This is a genomic window from Agrobacterium sp. 6Ca8 (genome assembly GCF_055382765.1).
The window spans coordinates 643,677-660,280 of the sequence record NZ_AP026435.1; the positions used below are offsets into that span (position 1 = coordinate 643,677).

At 55.6% G+C, this 16,604-nt stretch carries 13 protein-coding genes; 5 read left to right on the top strand and 8 right to left on the bottom strand.

Annotated elements, in window-relative coordinates; all coding sequences use genetic code 11:
• The first annotated feature begins 80 nt into the window (after window positions 1–80).
• Window positions 81–479 (top strand): hypothetical protein, encoded by a 399-nt coding sequence (locus ACZ5A6_RS26695; RefSeq protein WP_464111517.1) that lies wholly within the window; start codon window positions 81–83, stop codon window positions 477–479.
• 130 nt (window positions 480–609) lie between these two features.
• On the opposite strand, the gene ACZ5A6_RS26700 is transcribed toward ACZ5A6_RS26695, so the two are convergent.
• Together ACZ5A6_RS26700 and ACZ5A6_RS26705 are read right to left on the bottom strand one after the other, a co-directional pair.
• Entirely contained in the window at window positions 610–2,226 is a 1,617-nt protein-coding gene (locus tag ACZ5A6_RS26700; RefSeq protein WP_464111518.1) for an MBL fold metallo-hydrolase, read from the bottom strand.
• Window positions 2,227–2,622: 396 nt separating this feature from the next.
• Window positions 2,623–3,150 (bottom strand): Hsp20/alpha crystallin family protein, encoded by a 528-nt coding sequence (locus tag ACZ5A6_RS26705; RefSeq protein WP_065703957.1) that lies wholly within the window; start codon window positions 3,148–3,150, stop codon window positions 2,623–2,625.
• Between the two features lie 296 nt (window positions 3,151–3,446).
• On the opposite strand from ACZ5A6_RS26705, the gene ACZ5A6_RS26710 reads away from it, so the two are divergent.
• Window positions 3,447–4,283 carry a universal stress protein gene (locus ACZ5A6_RS26710; protein WP_111796271.1) on the top strand — a complete coding sequence of 279 codons (837 nt, stop codon included), beginning with the start codon at window positions 3,447–3,449 and terminating at the stop codon, window positions 4,281–4,283.
• A 40-nt stretch (window positions 4,284–4,323) separates the two neighbouring features.
• On the opposite strand, the gene ACZ5A6_RS26715 is transcribed toward ACZ5A6_RS26710, so the two are convergent.
• The 3 genes from ACZ5A6_RS26715 to ACZ5A6_RS26725 form a co-directional block, all read right to left on the bottom strand.
• On the bottom strand, window positions 4,324–6,096 hold the full coding sequence (locus tag ACZ5A6_RS26715; RefSeq protein ID WP_464111594.1) for a heavy metal translocating P-type ATPase: 1,773 nt from the start codon (window positions 6,094–6,096) through the stop codon (window positions 4,324–4,326).
• Window positions 6,097–6,268: 172 nt separating this feature from the next.
• The gene (locus tag ACZ5A6_RS26720; RefSeq protein WP_464111519.1) at window positions 6,269–8,656 is read right to left on the bottom strand and encodes a phosphoketolase family protein; all 2,388 of its coding nucleotides are present in this window, start codon (window positions 8,654–8,656) and stop codon (window positions 6,269–6,271) included.
• Window positions 8,657–8,703: 47 nt separating this feature from the next.
• The gene (locus ACZ5A6_RS26725) at window positions 8,704–9,888 is read right to left on the bottom strand and encodes an acetate/propionate family kinase (RefSeq protein ID WP_464111520.1); all 1,185 of its coding nucleotides are present in this window, start codon (window positions 9,886–9,888) and stop codon (window positions 8,704–8,706) included.
• Window positions 9,889–10,171: 283 nt separating this feature from the next.
• On the opposite strand from ACZ5A6_RS26725, the gene ACZ5A6_RS26730 reads away from it, so the two are divergent.
• Window positions 10,172–10,615 carry a hypothetical protein gene (locus tag ACZ5A6_RS26730; RefSeq protein ID WP_464111521.1) on the top strand — a complete coding sequence of 148 codons (444 nt, stop codon included), beginning with the start codon at window positions 10,172–10,174 and terminating at the stop codon, window positions 10,613–10,615.
• Here ACZ5A6_RS26730 and ACZ5A6_RS26735 read toward each other — a convergent pair.
• On the bottom strand, window positions 10,558–11,298 hold the full coding sequence (locus tag ACZ5A6_RS26735; RefSeq protein WP_464111522.1) for a response regulator: 741 nt from the start codon (window positions 11,296–11,298) through the stop codon (window positions 10,558–10,560). The genes ACZ5A6_RS26730 and ACZ5A6_RS26735 overlap by 58 nt on opposite strands.
• Window positions 11,299–11,409: 111 nt before the next feature.
• Here ACZ5A6_RS26735 and ACZ5A6_RS26740 point away from each other — a divergent pair, with 111 nt between their 5' ends.
• Together ACZ5A6_RS26740 and ACZ5A6_RS26745 are read left to right on the top strand one after the other, a co-directional pair.
• Entirely contained in the window at window positions 11,410–12,165 is a 756-nt protein-coding gene (locus ACZ5A6_RS26740; protein ID WP_051093869.1) for a helix-turn-helix domain-containing protein, read from the top strand.
• Between the two features lie 24 nt (window positions 12,166–12,189).
• Window positions 12,190–14,127: a hybrid sensor histidine kinase/response regulator gene (locus tag ACZ5A6_RS26745; RefSeq protein WP_464111523.1), complete on the top strand. Its 1,938-nt coding sequence runs from the start codon at window positions 12,190–12,192 to the stop codon at window positions 14,125–14,127.
• A gap of 303 nt (window positions 14,128–14,430) precedes the next feature.
• Here the strand turns inward: ACZ5A6_RS26745 and ACZ5A6_RS26750 are convergent, their stop codons facing one another.
• Window positions 14,431–14,676 carry a hypothetical protein gene (locus ACZ5A6_RS26750; RefSeq protein WP_464111524.1) on the bottom strand — a complete coding sequence of 82 codons (246 nt, stop codon included), beginning with the start codon at window positions 14,674–14,676 and terminating at the stop codon, window positions 14,431–14,433.
• An 850-nt stretch (window positions 14,677–15,526) separates the two neighbouring features.
• A complete protein-coding gene (locus ACZ5A6_RS26755) occupies window positions 15,527–16,030 on the bottom strand; it encodes a hypothetical protein (protein ID WP_464111525.1) in 504 nt (167 codons plus the stop codon).
• Window positions 16,031–16,604: the final 574 nt, after the last annotated feature.

The following is a 16,604-nucleotide window of genomic DNA, read 5'->3' on the forward strand; positions in this document are numbered from 1 at the left end:
GGTGTTGATCTGGTCACCCGGACGGGTCTGTCCCTTCATATCGCTCTGTGCCACATAATGATGAGGAGCGTCTGCGGGAATTGTTCTCCCTTGTAACACCGCAGGATTTGCGCTTCCGCTTTTTCGGCGGCATCGGTAAAGTAAGTCACGAACGTCTTGTCGCGATGACCCGCTTCGACCATCGTTCGACAGAGAATTATCTGGTTTTCGCTGGCGATACAAATATCCTCATTGCGTCGGCGATGATGGCCTGTGATGCGTCGGGGTTGAAAGCGGAGGTCGCCATTGCAGTGAATGCGCAATACAAGAACAGGGGGCGTTGCATCGGAGTTGCTTCGTATGTTGCCGATGAGGCCAGAGCAAAAGGCGTCCGCACATTGCAGTCAATCGAACGTCGCGAGCATCATGATGCTGTTCGGCTTGAGCAGGAGCAGGGTTTGTGGCCAAACCTTTTGAAGGAGATGCAACGCTGGTTTTGATCGAAACGAATCTCACGTAACGCACCTATCGGGAAGCTCCTTTTTGTGGCGCATTTCCGGTAAAATGGTGAGTGGCGTGCCTCTGGAATTAAGTAAGAAACCAGAATAGATCGCGCTGGACGATTTCCTTTTAGTCCGATGCACTCTGCGGGCCAGCTTCATCAAGAGTGCGTCTTATCTTGCGGAGGATGACGCCCCTTCGTTTTTCGTCGGCTGCCTTTTCCAGCTGGTCCTGCAGGTCCAGAATCAGAGATTGAAACTCATTGCGCCAGTCCCGGCATCCAACCCGTACCGGTTTAATCCGCGGCAATCCTTGCCGCGTGTAGGTGGCAAGGGTGCCATCGGATGTGAGGTGGTAGGTTGCGTCCAGCTCGGGTTCGATGATTTTGAGCGACGGGTCCATTGTCGCGAGACGCGTATTGAGACCGGCAATGGCAGGGCGCTCGCCGTGGACGAGGAAAACGCCCTGTTTCACAGGCAACCGGGCAGCCACCCAAGCCGCCAGCTCCGGCCCGTCAGCGTGACCGCTATAGACGTCGAGTTTGCGTATGCTCGCTCGCACGACGATCTCCTCACCCTGGATACGGACCCTGGGTGCCCTTTCCTCCAAAATCCGGCCCAACGTGCCTGACGCCTGATAGCCGACCAGCAGAACCGTCGCTTCCTCACGCCACAACCAGTTCTTCAGACGAGGGCGAATGCGGCCTGCCTCGCACATGCCGCTTGCAGCAATCACGATGTGGAAACCTTTCAAGTTGTCTATGGATTTGGATTGCTCTGCGGTTTCCGTGAAGCGAATTTGCCGGGAGCTGAGCGCACGCACGAGAAGATCGCCATTTTCAAGCTCACGGGCATGACGAATAAACACTTCGGTAGCGCGCGTTGCCAGTGGTGAATCTATAATTATCGGGCATTTGGCGATAGCGCCCCTGTCCAGCAGACTGACAAGATCTGCCAGGAGCTCCTGCGTGCGTTCGACGGCAAACGAAGGAATGAGAAGTGCGCCATTGTGATGACGCGCGGCAAGGCAAACTTCGTCGCGCAGCATTATCCGCCTTTGCGCTATGGAGGGATCATGTCTGTCAACATCGCCATAAGTGCTCTCGCACACCAGATAGTCCAGCCCTGACGGACCCTCTGGAGCGGTATGGAAAAGTTTGTGCTGCGGCCCGATATCGCCGGAGAATAGGATGCGCTGACGATCCTGCCCGTCTCCGACTTCGATTTCAACAGAGGCGGAGCCGAGAAGATGTCCGGCCTTCCAGAAACGGAACCGACATCCTGGCGAAAGCACCATCCACTGTTCCATTGGGTGTGCACGCATCTGGATGAGGGTAGCGGCCGCGTCCGTTGCTGTATAGATCGGCTCAACCGGTTTTCGACCACGGCGTTCGTTCCGCCGATTGAGCTGATCGACTTCCATTTCCTGGATATGGCCTGAATCCAGCAGCATAACCGCACACAGATCAAGTGTCGCAGCGGTACTATAGATTGGACCACCGTACCCTTCCTTCACGAGCTTCGGCACGAGCCCTGTATGGTCTATGTGGGCGTGGGTGAGAATGACGGCCGTTAATTCCACAGGCGCGAACGGGAAGGGTCGGTAGTTGAGTTCTTTTTCCGTTTTGGATCCCTGAAACAGCCCGCAATCGATCAGCACACGTTCGTCGCCGCTTTCAAGAAGAAAGCAGGAGCCTGTTACCGTGCCAGCTGCGCCATGGAAGGTAATTCGGGGACTGTATGACATGTAACCACCTTACAAACACTCGCGCCTAAACGACCGGGGCGGGCAGTTGTGGCGCCAGCGCTTCGGGAGTTTCCGTCATTGTGCATTGGTCAGCAAAAGGATACTGGTGACCTATACCCCACTTTCCAGTGCGACCTCCACGACCTTGGTCGGATCGACAATGCCTCCTGCAGCGGGTCGACGTAGCAATTGCTCGCCGCATCGAAGCCAACGGTTCCTTGGCGGCGCGCGATGCCGGGAGACGCTTAGAAAGCTCGTCTCTGCCGCGCACGACAAAGATATCCTCAATCCCGATTAGCTAGATTGAGAAAAGCCTCTTGTCGTGACGGACAATCGGAACTGGAAAAATGGCGCGCTCGGTACGCGCCTTTACTCATCTTGCTGTCCTTGTCGAAATCAGGCAGCCTTGATCTCGATCGTCTTTTCGTTCTTCTTTACTTCTGCACTTTTCGGCAGCTTGATCTTGAGAAGGCCGTTTTCAAACGTCGCCGCCACCTTGTCGACATCGACGTTTACCGGCACGGAAAAGCTTCGCTGGAAGGAGCCGTAGCGACGTTCTGAAAGATGATATTCTTTTTGTTTGTCTTCTTTTTCTTCCTGCTTTTCACCACGGATCGTCAACAGTCCGTTTGAAAGCTTGACCTCAATGTTCTTTGCATCGAGGCCGGGGCATTCGGCAATGACCTCGTAGGCCTCATCTTTTTCGACGAGGTCGACCGCCGGCGAGGCGCTCCATCCTTTCAGGCTTGGAAAAACCCCGCCGAATAAGGAGCGGTCGGGCGCATGCCTTGATGTGGGTACGAAACCGTCGAAAAGGCGATCGATCTCGGAGCGAAGCGTTTCGAGCGGGGGCCAGAAAGTTCCCGCCGGTTTCACCGGCGCTTCGTCGGTCTTCGCCGGAAGTTTGGTTTGGGCCACAGCCATGATGTTTCTCCTCAAGTTGAAGAAAGTGACGGTTGAAACGGCGACGTGACGTCGTTTCAACATTTTGCGGCGCTTCATTGAGCATCTCGATTGAACCGCACTGCAATCAGATCCGCATTGACAGGGATCAACGGAACTATTCACCCTCTCCAGGCTCTAGATCGTTACGGTAGGCACGCTGTGAAGATCGATAGGGGATTTGGAATTTCTCACTCGTGATTGACGAAGATCATCGCGGGTCTGCAATGCTTTACACACACTCTGCTCATTGAGTTGATCATCAATGGGAAGGAGCCATGTCCATGTCCGTCAAAACAATACTTTCTGTCATCGGTGCACATGATGCCGCGGCAGATATCAGTCAGGCGATCGAACTTGCCCGCGAGCTAGACAGCCATCTTTCCATTCTGGCCCTCGGCGCGGCGCTCTCGCCTGTTACCGCCGACTATCCCGTTACAACGGTCTGGCTGGAGGAGCGGCAAAACGAAATTGACGAACTGATGAAGATCAGGAAGGAAGCGGAGAATCTTTGTAATAAAAATGGTGTCACCTACGACGTCAATCAACTTTATGAAGACCGTTTTATCCTTGAAAGCAATCTCTGCATGCGGGCCATGTGTGCCGATATCGTCATCGCCGGGAATGGTATACGTAGAGATATCGAGCTTCGCAAAACGGTCATGGCGGCAACGATATTCGCCGCTCGCAGCCCGCTAGTGTTTTTGGCAGCCCAAGGCAGAACAAGCCTGAAGCCGAAAAGAGTGCTCCTGGCCTGGAATTCCCGGCCCGAGGCAGCACGCGCGGCCAAGGAGGCTTTGCCGATGCTGGTGCGTGCGGATGCGGTTCATATCGTTCTTGTTGATCCGGACGCATCCTATCTCTTCAATGGCGGAGAACCGGGAGCAGATATCGCGACCTTTCTTTCTCGCCACAATGTCAAGACCGTCATCGAACAACTGGCGAGTGCTGACAGAAGTACCGAAGCAGTTATACAGCAGCGCGCACGTGAGATCGGTTGCGACGTCATCGTCATGGGGGCATATGGCCATTCACGACTGCGGGAGCGGATTTTCGGGGGCGTCACGGCATCGATATTGGAAGAGTGCCACTTGCCGGTCTTTTTCGCCCGATAGAACTATCGTATCTGCCGGAGAGTTGCGCTTTCAGGTAATACTATAAAGCGACTACGGGCGCCCTTGCTCGGGTTAACCAGCTTTTTATTCGAAGGGCGCGCAACGCATTAAGGACGACCGCAACGTCAATCGCTTCCTGAACAAGCGCGCCCTCGACTGGTCTGAGATACCCGAACGATGCAACGATCATGGCGACTACGGATAGTCCGATTCCGGCCACGACGCTCTGTATCGCTATGCGCCGGCATTCCCTGGCGATCCTTACGCCGTCACCGATGGGTTCCAGCCGTTCGGCAAGCAGAACCGCATCGGCTGCTTCCACTGCTGCTGCCGAGCCATGCAGGCCCATTGCCAGTCCGATATCCGCCGCAGCGAGAGCCGGCGCATCGTTTACCCCGTCGCCAACCATCATGGTAGGCGCTTGGCGGACTTCCTTTTGCACCAGTTCGATCTTTTGCAATGGCGTAAGTTCGGCCCGGATTTCATCGAGGGGTAAATCCTTGGCTACGCTGCGCGCCACATCGGCACGATCGCCAGTCGCAAGAATCATTCGGTTCACCCCGAGCCGCTTAAGATCGACCAGGGCTTCTCCAGCGCCCTCGCGTAGCGCGTCGCTAAAAAGCAGTGTGCCGGCAAATTTTCCATCGACAGCAATCGCGGCGGTCATCACTTCGGCCTGACCGAGAGTTGGCACATCGGCTACCTTCGAAGCAATATAGTTCAGCCCTCCTATGGAAACCTGCGTGCATCCAATCGTACCTGAAATCCCTTCGCCCGGTTTTTCCGACACGTGCGTGGGCGGCGTCAATGCAAGGCCGCGGTCAAGGGCGACCGCAACCACCGCGCGCGCCGCCGCATGGTTGGAGCCCTGATCGAGAGAGGCAGTCAGCCGGAGCAGATCGTTTTCATCCGCTAATGCATTAATGACTGCAAGATGCGGCCGACCGTCGGTCAGAGTTCCAGTCTTGTCAAGAATGAGTGTTCGCACTTGCCCAAGCTTTTCAAGAATATCGGCCCCTTTTACGATGAGCCCAACACTCGCTGAGCGCGACATGCCTGCCGTCCAGGCAATAGGTACGGCCAGGATGAGAGGGCATGGGGTCGCCACGACCAGCACGGCGACCGCACGAACCGGATCACCAGTCAGCAGCCATGCAAGACCCGCTATCGAAAGAGTCGTCAGGAGAAAGGCAAGGGCGTAGCGGTCAGCCAGACGCGACATATGTGCCTTGCTGTTGTGAGCAGCCTCGACCAGCCGGATGATTCCGGCGTAGGTGCTTTCGCTTGCCGGTTTGGTGACAATCATTTCGAATAGGTTGCCGGCATTGGCAGACCCGCTCATGACAGGCTGTCCGCGTTTTCTGTTGACGGGTAATGCTTCGCCGGTGAGAGCCGCCTCGTCCAGGACGGCATCTTCTGCAAGCGTGCCGTCAGCAGGCACAATGTCACCCTGTCGCACCACAAGCCGATCGCCGGTTTCGACCGCCTCGATGGTGATTTCATCCAGATTTTCGCCCCGACGCCGTGTTGCCAATCGCGGTGCCCGCTGGAGAAGCGCAGTCATCTCCCGCCGCGCACGACCTTCGGCAACGCTTTCCAGATATTGGCCGCCGGAATACATCAGAGCGACGACGGCGGCAGCCAGATGTTCGCCGAAAATCAATGCCGAGCTCATTGATAACAGCGCGATCGTATCGAGTCCGAATTCCTTTCGCCGAAGGCTGACGAAAATCTGTCCCATAAGCGCAAGGATCACAAGAATGGTCGTAGCTGTCAGCGCGGTATCGTAGACAACATTGAAACCACCAAGCATCCCGATGAGGGCAGTTGCAAGTCCCCCGAGCGAGGTGACGACTAGCGCTGGACGTAGTCGCTTCAATATATCGGCAAGGGAGTGATTGCGCATTATGGCCCTCCACGATGGATGTCACGGAATTGTCTATGATACCGACTGTCGCGCGGGCGGCGTTGTCTTGCCCGCAACCTCAGCCTTGCCAGGTCCAGTTGCGGATTTCTGGCATGTCTTCGCCATATTCCCGGACGTAACGTGTATGTTCCGCAAGTTTTGCCTCGAGCATTCCCACAACGCCTGCAGCCTTATTCCTGAGGCCTGGCACACGATCGATTGCCGAAAGGGCGAGGTGGAACCGGTCGAGTTCGTTCAGAACCGTCATATCGAAGGGCGTCGTGGTTGTCCCCTCTTCGATGAAACCGCGGACATGGATATTTTGGTGGTTGGTACGCTTGTACGTGAGCCGATGGATCAGATATGGATAGCCGTGATAGGCGAAGATGACCGGCCGATCTGTGGTGAAAAGGCGGTCAAATTCCTCATCCGACAGCCCGTGCGGGTGTTGTTCCTGCGATTGAAGCGTCATCAGGTCAACGACATTGACGACGCGGATCTTCAGTTCGGGTATCGCCTGTCGTAGCAGGGTCACGGCGGCCAGCGTTTCCATCGTCGGCACGTCGCCGGCGCAGGCCATCACGACGTCGGGTGCTATGACACCATCCTCATTACCAGCCCAGTCCCATATGCCGATACCGGCCTCGCAATGCTTCACCGCCTCATCGATGGTCAGCCATTGTGGTTCCGGTTGCTTGCCGGCTACGATGACGTTGATGCGGTTCCATGTCCTCAGACAATGGTCGCCGACCCAGAGCAGGGTGTTGGCGTCCGGCGGCAAATAGATGCGGACGATATCGGCTTTCTTGTTGGCGACGAGGTCGATGAAGCCAGGGTCCTGATGGGAAAAGCCATTGTGGTCCTGCCGCCAGACATGCGAGGTGAGCAGATAGTTTAGAGAGGAGACCGGCTTGCGCCAAGGCAGTTCACGAGCGACCTTCAGCCACTTGGCATGCTGGTTGAACATTGAATCGACAATGTGGATAAAGGCTTCGTAACAGGAAAAGAAGCCATGCCGGCCGGTGAGGAGATAACCTTCCAGCCAGCCCTGGCACAGATGTTCGGAAAGCACCTCCATCACCCGTCCGTCGCGTGACAGGTGGACATCGTAAGGCTTGATTTCCTGCATCCAGACCCGGCTTGTGGCGTCGAAGACCGCTCCGAGGCGGTTCGATTCCGTTTCATCCGGTCCGAAGATGCGGAAGTTGGCGTCAGTACGGTTAAGTTTGAGAATATCGCGCAGATATCTGCCGAGGATTTCTGTCGTCTGGATCATAAGCGCGCCACGTTTTTCCACCGGGACCGCATAATCGCGGATATCCGGTACGCGAAGCTCCTTGCGCAAAATGCCACCATTTGCATGCGGATTGGCACCCATGCGCCGTGTGCCCACCGGAGAAAGGGCGCGCAGCTCCTCTTTCAGCCGGCCGTTCGCGTCGAAAAGATCATCGGGATGGTAACTGCGCATCCAATCTTCGAGGATCCTGCGGTGGCCTTCATTCTCGCGGCAATTGGCGACCGGCACCTGATGGGCACGCCAGAAGTCTTCGACCTTCTTGCCGTCTACTTCCTTGGGTCCTGTCCAGCCCTTGGGACTGCGCAATAAGATCATCGGCCAGCGCGGCAGGCCATCCAGTCCCCCGCCACGGGCATCAGCCTGAATGGCACGGATGCAGTCGATAGCCTGATCGAGAGCGGCCGCCATTTGCCGGTGCATCTTTTCCGGTTCATGTCCTTCGACAAAGAATGGCTCATAGCCGTAACCCCGGAAGAGATGGTCGAGTTCCGTATCGCTCATGCGGGCGAGCAGGGTTGGACTGGCGATCTTGTAGCCGTTAAGATGCAGAATGGGCAGCACCGCCCCGTCGCGCGAGGGGTTCAGGAATTTGCTGGAATGCCAGCTTGCCGCGAGCGCTCCGGTCTCGGCCTCTCCATCACCCACAACACAGGTGACGATCAGCTCCGGATTGTCAAAGGCCGCGCCATAGGCATGCACCAGAGCATAACCGAGCTCGCCGCCCTCGTGAATTGAGCCGGGTGTTTCCGGAGCGGCATGGCTTGGTATGCCGCCTGGAAACGAGAACTGCCTGAAAAGTTTCCTCATGCCCGCAGCGTCCTCGGAAATCTGCGGGTAGATTTCGCTGTAGCTTCCTTCGAGATAGGTGCTTGCCACCATGCCAGGGCCCCCATGACCGGGACCGCAGACATAGATCATATCGAGATCGCGGTTGCGGATGACACGGTTGAGATGGGTGTAAATGAAATTTAGACCAGGCGTCGTGCCCCAGTGGCCGAGCAGGCGCGGCTTGATGTGCTCTGCCCGCAGCGGTTCGCGCAGAAGCGGATTGTCGAGCAGGTATATCTGGCCGATTGAGAGGTAATTGGCGGCGCGCCAGTAGCGATCCACAAGCAAGAGTTCCTGAGAGGTGATCTCGCACGTTGTCATCGAAACATTTTCGGGCTGCATGGTACTGCTCCTTGAAATTCAGTTCAGTTTGCGACGTGCGGAGGACGTCATCCGCCCGGTGAGAAAATGGAGAGGCACTCCTCGGCAATCATCTGCTCTTCGTCTGTGGGGATGACATGGATGGCAATGCGGCTTGTCTGAGTGCTGATCGCCAGCGCGTTGCGCTGATTGGCGTGCTCGTCAAGCTCGGCGCCCAGCCAGAGCAGCCGGCTTGCGATCCCGGCGCGGATATCCGGCTGGTTCTCGCCAATGCCGGCGGTGAAGACCAGCCCGTTCAGCCCGCCAAGTGTTGAAGTCAGACGACCGATCTCGCCGGCGACCCTGAGTATGAAAAGCTCGATCGCTTCGCGAGCTTGCCTACTATTGTCCTTGAGAAGCTCACGGGTGTCGCCGCTAAGGCCCGAAACGCCGAGAAGACCGGACCTGTGGTAAAGTATATCTTCGAGTTCTGCTCGCGTTTTCCCCAGCGGCCCAATTAAATGAAGCAGCACCCCTGGATCGATTGCACCGGGACGCTTCGCCATGGGAATGCCGTCGAGGGTGGAAAAGCCCATACTCGTATCACAGCTTTTGCCGCGCTCGATGGCGCAAAGACTTGCGCCGCTCCCGAGATGGGCGATTATTACCTTTCCGTCGGCGATCTCGGGCGCCCTTTCGGTCAGAGCTCGCGCCACGTAACGGAAGGAAAGCCCGTGAAAGCCGTAGCGCTTTATGCCCTGGTCGTGAAAGGCGCGGGGAATGGCGAAGCGTCGGACAAGGTCGGTCTGCGTTGAATGAAAAGTCGTGTCGAAGGAGGCCGTCTGCAAGAGTTTCGGTCGCAGGTGCGTCACTGCCCGAACCAGTCGCAACGCCTGCGGCTGATGCAGCGGCGCCATGTCCACGAGTGATCGCATCCGTTCCATGGTTTGATCGTTGATCCGGGCCGGACCGTCGAAAAGGTTGCCGCCGTGCACGATACGGTGACCGGCGGCCACCACATTGTCGAGATCGAAGTGGGCTGCCAGCGTGCAAAACACCTCCTTCATCAGCGCGGCAAGATCGTCATCAGCGCCGGTTTTCAAGGGTAGATTAAGACGCGCCGGTCCTTTCGCCAGATCGAGCGTCAATGGTCGATCGGAAATATCAACCACTGCCTTGCCGATACGTTTCGGTGTTTGCTGCTCCAGTTTGAAAATACCGATCTTCACTGTTGAGGAGCCGGTATTGAAGGTAAGAAGGAGGGGGTCATTCATGCGGACTCTCCGTGGGCATATCGCCAGCTCTGCCAGCCATTGCATTGTCAAAATGGCGAGGCGCCTTCCTCGGTTATCCTTCAGCCATTCCAATCTATCGGTGATCGCACACACTTTGCCTTGACATAGCGCAATCCACGGTGGTTTCGCCAAGTGGTTGTTCCAGTAAATGCATGCATGCGTCGAAGGCTGTTGATCACCATCAATGTGAAAAATCCCCGGTACCGGAAGATCGGAACGATTACTTGGGAGATCAGAAATGTCAGGAGACTACGAGGTCGGTTTGCTCACCCTTTCCAACGTCGCTCGCGCTTATGCCGTTATCCAGCATCTCTTCTCGTCGGTTTCGTTTCAGGAATGGCAGGCTGAAACCGACACTGATCAGAAACGGCGCAATTGGCTCACTGTAACCGACAGGGCGGGAGTGATACGCGGCGTCTGCTTTGTATTTGTCACCGATCGCCGGCAATCCCTACAAATGGAGGTTCCGGTCTTTGCTTCCTTCAGCCTGTTTGACGAACAAGGTGTTTCGCGGATGCTGTTTGATGAGGTCAAGGAAAAAGCCAGAGAGCTGAAATGTCAGCGCATTCATTTCTGGCCTGCAGGACCTAAAGGCTGGTCGCTCGTCAGCGACCCATCCAAACGACCAGGTTCGGGTGACGGCTTGATTTATGATCTTCGTACTGCCGATGAGGGTGCCTCTTCCATCGACGCGGAAAAGACGTAACCGACGCCGCGAACGGACTTGATGATGCTTGGATGCTTACTGTTTGTTTCTATTTTCCGGCGCAGACGCGCGACCTGCGCGTCGATGGACCGGTCGAATGCTTCCCGACGGCGTGCTCGCGTCTCCTCCAACAGAAAATCGCGGGTCAGAACACGCCCAGGATTCTTGGCAAAGGTGACAAGCATGTCAAATTCACCTGTCGTCAGGTCAATTTGTGTTCCTTCCCGCGACAGGAGATTTCGGCAGGGCACGTCAAGCGTCCAGCCATCGAAGTAAAAAATTTCATTGCGGCGCGGCGAACCGCGCGGCAGACGGCGCCGCAGGATTGACTTCAGCCTCGCATGCACTTCGCGAAGATGGAACGGTTTGGCAATATAGTCGTCAGCGCCGATCTCAATACCGACGATGCGGTCCACCACGTCGTCTCGGCCGGAGAGCATGATGATTGGCACATCCGAATTCAGCCGGACTTCTCGAGCGAGATCAAGACCATCCTGAGTACCCGGGAGATTGAGGTCAAGGAGGATAGCATCGATTTCATTGTGTTTCAGATGTGCCCTCATCTGGACACCGTCAGCCGCTGCGCTGACGTGATATCCTTCTCCGTCGAAAAAACGCGTAAGCAGTTGGCGCACCCGCGCATCATCATCGACAACAAGCAAATGGCCGTTCTTCTGTGCCATCCTCTGATCTCGCGTTACAATTTGTCACAGATTAACACTGATTGTCATCCTTGCGGCATCAACCAGTGATTTTACTTGGTTTAACTCCATCGCAAAGAGATGGAGGTCATCATGTACAGTACAGGCGAATATCGCACTCTTACCCGTCAGATTTTGACACCAGCAGATGAGGTGCATTGCCTGCGGGATATTTTTCGCAATCAGCCTGTAGAGCATCTGGCGGCCGGACGGTCGCTATTCATTGAAGGGGACGAAGCCGAACATGTCTTCGAAGTCACGGACGGCGTATTGCGAATATTCAAAATTATAGCAGATGGTCGCCGTATCATCACCGGTTTTCTCTTTGCCGGCAATATTCTCGGCATATCTATCCGAAACCGTTACATCTACAGCGCGGAAGCAGTGTCCTCTGCAACGCTGCGCAGGGTTACCTGCAGGCATTTCGAAAAAGCCGTCGGCAACAATCAAATCCTGCGACTGGAAATGTTTGCGCTGGTTTCAGACGAAATGGCTGTCGCCCAACAACAGATGGTGCTGCTGTCATGCAAAAGTGCTGAAGAAAGACTGTGCACGTTTCTTATGACGTTTCTGGAACGTAAAGCGCGGCGGGGAGAGTGGGAAAAAACGATCGAACTCCCCATGTGTCGTCAGGATGTTGCCGATTATCTCGGGCTTACGATCGAAACCGTTTCACGCACCTTCACGAAGCTTATCAACAGGGGCGTCCTTCGGATTGAAAATGCTGGCGCGCGTCAAACAATCATGATCGACAAGCCGCTTCTCCTTGCACAATTAGCCGGTGACGGTGATGATTATTCCGACGTGCGGCAGAAACTGGTCGTTCATGGTGGACGGCACCGCCACTAGCAAGCGTCGCTCAACGAGATAACGATGCCTGAAATTTTGCGACCGGAAGAGGGAGGAAAGCTGCAGCTTCAGTCCGTTATCACCCTGCTGGATGGTGCCAGCATCGTAGTTCATGGAATGGACGGAAAGATCACGGGCTGGACCACAGGCTGCGAGCATCTTTACGGATGGAATAGAATGGAGGCGATTGGAAAGATCGTCCACGATCTTCTTTCCACCCAGTTCCCTTTGCCGCTGCCTGAACTGCGGCAACGCGTTTCCCACCAGGGATCATGGAGTGGCGAAGTCGTTCATTACCATAAGGACGGTCACAAGCTCCTGATCGCGACGAGATGGGTATTCGTAGAGTTTGGTGGCGAGCAGCCACCGGTCATTGTGCAGACCAACAATGATGTGACGGATTTGAAAAGAATGCAGGACGAACTGGCCCGGCGCGAGGCGCACCTTCTTTCCATTTTGGAAACTGTTCCCGACGCGATGGTTGTCATCGACGAAGGAGGTATCATTTCGTCCTTCAGCGCTGCGGCTGAGCGGCTCTTCGGCTATGATACAAATGAGGTTGTCGGCCACAATGTCAGGATGCTCATGCCGGACCCTGACCGGGCAGCGCATGACGGATATATCGCACGCTATTTGTCGACCGGGGAAAGACGCGTCATCGGCTATGGACGTGTAGTGACCGGACAAAGAAAGGATGGCTCACGTTTTCCCATGGAGCTTTCAGTGGGGGAGGCAATCGCCAACGGCGATCGTATTTTTACGGGCTTTATACGCGATCTGACCAGCCGACAGAAAATCGAGGAGGAATTGCGCCAGGCGCAAAAAATGGAAGCGGTCGGTCAACTGACGGGCGGCCTGGCACATGACTTTAACAACCTTCTCACCGTCATAAGCGGTAACCTCGAAATGGCTGAAAGCAGGCTCACCGACAAAACTATCCGGCATTTCCTTCGGGAAGCGCAGGGTGCTGCTGAAGACGGTGCAAGACTGACGAGCCAGCTTCTGGCCTTTGGCCGTCGGCAGCCGCTCAACCCGCGACAGTCTGACATTGCCGAACTCATAGGCGCGTTTTCCGATTTGATGCGGAGAACACTTGGTGAGGCGATCGAATTCAAAACGATTATAGCGGGTTCAGAGACCGAGGCTCTGGTGGACAGTTCGCAGCTGCAGAGCGCTCTTTTAAACCTCGCTATCAATGCGCGCGATGCCATGCCAAAGGGTGGAATGCTGATAATAGAGGTTGCGCGCGTCAAACTTGATATAGACTATGCAGAGATGTACCCAAGTATAAAACCTGGCAACTACGTGCAGATATCCGTCACAGATACGGGAGCGGGTATGACGCCGGAGGTTAAACAGAAGGCATTCGAACCTTTTTTTACCACCAAGGAAGTTGGAGCCGGCACAGGTTTGGGATTGAGCATGGTTTATGGCTTCGCCAAACAGTCGGGTGGCAACGTTCAGATTTACAGCGAGGCGGGGCAGGGGACGACTGTCCGGATCTTTCTTCCAGCAGCTCTGGATATCGCCAATCCGCCGGAGAACGATATCACGGACTTCCCAGCCACAATTGAATCCGGGGACAGAGAGAGGATTCTCGTTGTGGAGGACGATGCTCGCGTCCGACGCGTCGCGGTCATGAGGCTCGCCGCTCTGGGCTACGGCGTTGTGGAAGCGGCCAACGGTGTTGAGGCGCTCGAGCTGCTTGAGCATCATTCCGATATTGCACTTCTTTTTTCCGACATCGTGATGCCAGGTGGCATGGCGGGCGACGAGCTTGCGGAACTTGCCCGTGCTTTGCGGCCGGACATCAAGGTCTTGTTTACGTCGGGTTATGCGGAGCCGGCCATTGCCGGGCGACATTTGGCCGCGAAGGGAAGCTGGCTTAAAAAACCCTACACTGCCCGCGAACTGGCAGTAAGCCTGCGCGAACTCCTGGATCAGGATGAGGATCGGTTCTGAAAAGGCGGGGGACCGAAGCGTTAAGCCGCTTCATTCGTTTCCAAGGTTGGACGGTGCGGCGCGTATTGGTCTGATCAAGGCAAGAAATCGGCAAGATTGGCAAACCACCCTATATGCTCGTACCAGCCGAGGCCAGGAGCAAGGTAGCCCAGAAGCGGACGGGTCCAGTTGCAAGCGAGAGCCAGGCGCCGAAGCACATCGGCGGTAATGGCAGCGAAATCGAGTGCACAACCTTGACGGCCGTAGACGTCATTCCGACCAGCGGGGATGCGCAGAGCACCGGCGGTGTGGCTTCGGTAAGGGTCACTGATCACCCTTGGATAGGGCTGAACCGTTGCTAAAGATCCGTGCAGTAAGTTCTTCGCTACCGTCCAGCTTTTCTCTAAAGCCATTTACCATGAGCTCATTCCCAATCAAGCGGTGCTGCTCGAGCAGGTCGCTTAATATCTTCTGTCGAGCTTCTGAAGGGATCTCCAGATCGCACACAATACTCATTTGTGCCTCTAGCTTTTCGAGCTTCTTGATGAGCTTGTCGAAGGCTCTGGACATAAAAAGCTATCCCATTTTTCAAGATGTTTCTAAAATAGTGAAATTGATCAAAGGAACACATTGATGCGGATCAATGGCTAACATGAGAGAAGAGCATGTGGTATGGCTCTCATTCGCAAACCGGGTCCGCCCATTGGGTTCCGCCTCTTCTGCATCGAGGATGTCGCGCAGCTATTTGGCATCTACCCTGGAAAAGCTAACCTAAGGGCACCATGCCTGCGCTTTAGGGCAGGGGATCACCCTCCTTCTTGCAAATGAGCCATGAACACCTCGGCCGGCGTCCTGCATCCAAGGCATTTGCGCGGTTGATCTGATATCCAAGCTAACGCCATCTCGTTGACCGGAACCTTTGCCGTCACCAGATGATGAAGACGGCGGCGATCGGCAAGGGTAATCTGCGTATAGCATCGGGACATGCCAAAATCTCCAAAGTGAAGCCATTGAAATCATTGGCATGTCGCACTTGGAAATAGAATGTACCCTTTGACATACGGTGTCAAAGCTGGTTAGAGGCGCGACTTCGCCAGCTGTTTAGAAACGCGACACAGGCACCGACGGTCAGCCCCCGATCCGACCGGCTGGGCCGGGCTGCAAGGGTAGGGAGGGGGCGGGTAATGAAACTCCCTCTTCGGCTTTAGCTTCCTTAGTTGTGGCGACTGCGTTGCGCCAACGGCAGTCATCCGGCGAGCTAACGGTTACGGTCTCTAGTGATCGATCTGCAGACGAGGATGAGAATGGGTATGCCCAGCATAATCAAGCTCCAAGGGAAGAGCGCGATTATGAAAGCGAAAAGGCTTGCGACGAACGCGATGGACGCCATGATGACTAGATATGGAACAGCCCACCGCATCTACGGTTCAGCCCACGACTTGAGAACGAGAGGACCTGACAGCTCTTGGCCAGGCCAAAGCTGGATGAGGTACCGGTCGCGTCCATCAAGGCCGTCTTCGCTGATCGTATCTAAGCCCGACATGTTCGCGCGGATACCAAGTGGTCCAGCTTTTACGGAAAGCCTTTGAGCTGTTGGCTCGTAATCTGTCATGCCTGCCAAGACCAGAACTCCAGAAGGGCAATCGAAGCTCGCTTCTACTACATGCTGGTATCGCTCGATCTCCGGCTGTGGCCGCACATCATGCCACTCCACGATGATCGGCACGGTCATGTTGCGAGCTGTGTGAACAATGGCGGCGTTAGGACCCGTCATCAAGCGGCTGGCAATTGCCTCTTCCCGATAATCGGAAGGCAGATCTGGATAGCTTTGGTCTCTGATGTAAATTTGGAAGTAGTCCGCTAAGAGCTCACCTTTGAACAGGGATTTGGGTCCGTTCTGGCCGGAGGCTGCTGAAGCCGCCATTGTCCACCCTCCTAGAGCCAAAAAAGTACGGCGTTTTAAGCGCATGTTGTTCCGTGCCTGTTTCGATGGCGCAGCCGCTGTGTCCACCCCTTCCACAGAAACCTAGCAACAACCACGTTCGAGACAAGCCACAGGTCCGCTTAGGGCCGACTGCGGTCTCCCGCTTCCCGCCAAGAGCCGTCATCTTGCACGCATATCAAGTGTAAGCTAGCGTTGGTGGATGGCTGACGCGAGACAGTTCAACATTGTAAATCTCGATGGACACTATCTGTGCCCTGCCTGCGGCTTCCCGGAGTACGCGGCGGAACCGACGTACGATGTGTCCGGTGGTCTGATTGGCTCAACCATTTGCGCGTGTTGCTTGTGGGAGCCGGGGTTCGACGACGACCCTGCCGCAAGCGGTAAGGCGTGCTCAGGCGTACTGGAGGCGTTAAGGAATTATCGAGGTCTCTGGAAAGGCGTGCCGGTGTGGTCCGGTCGACCATCGGATACGCCACCAAACTGGGACGGAGAAACACAACTCGATTATCTGTTTAAACTGGCACCTCATGTCCGTTAAGGGCCTAAAGCGGCC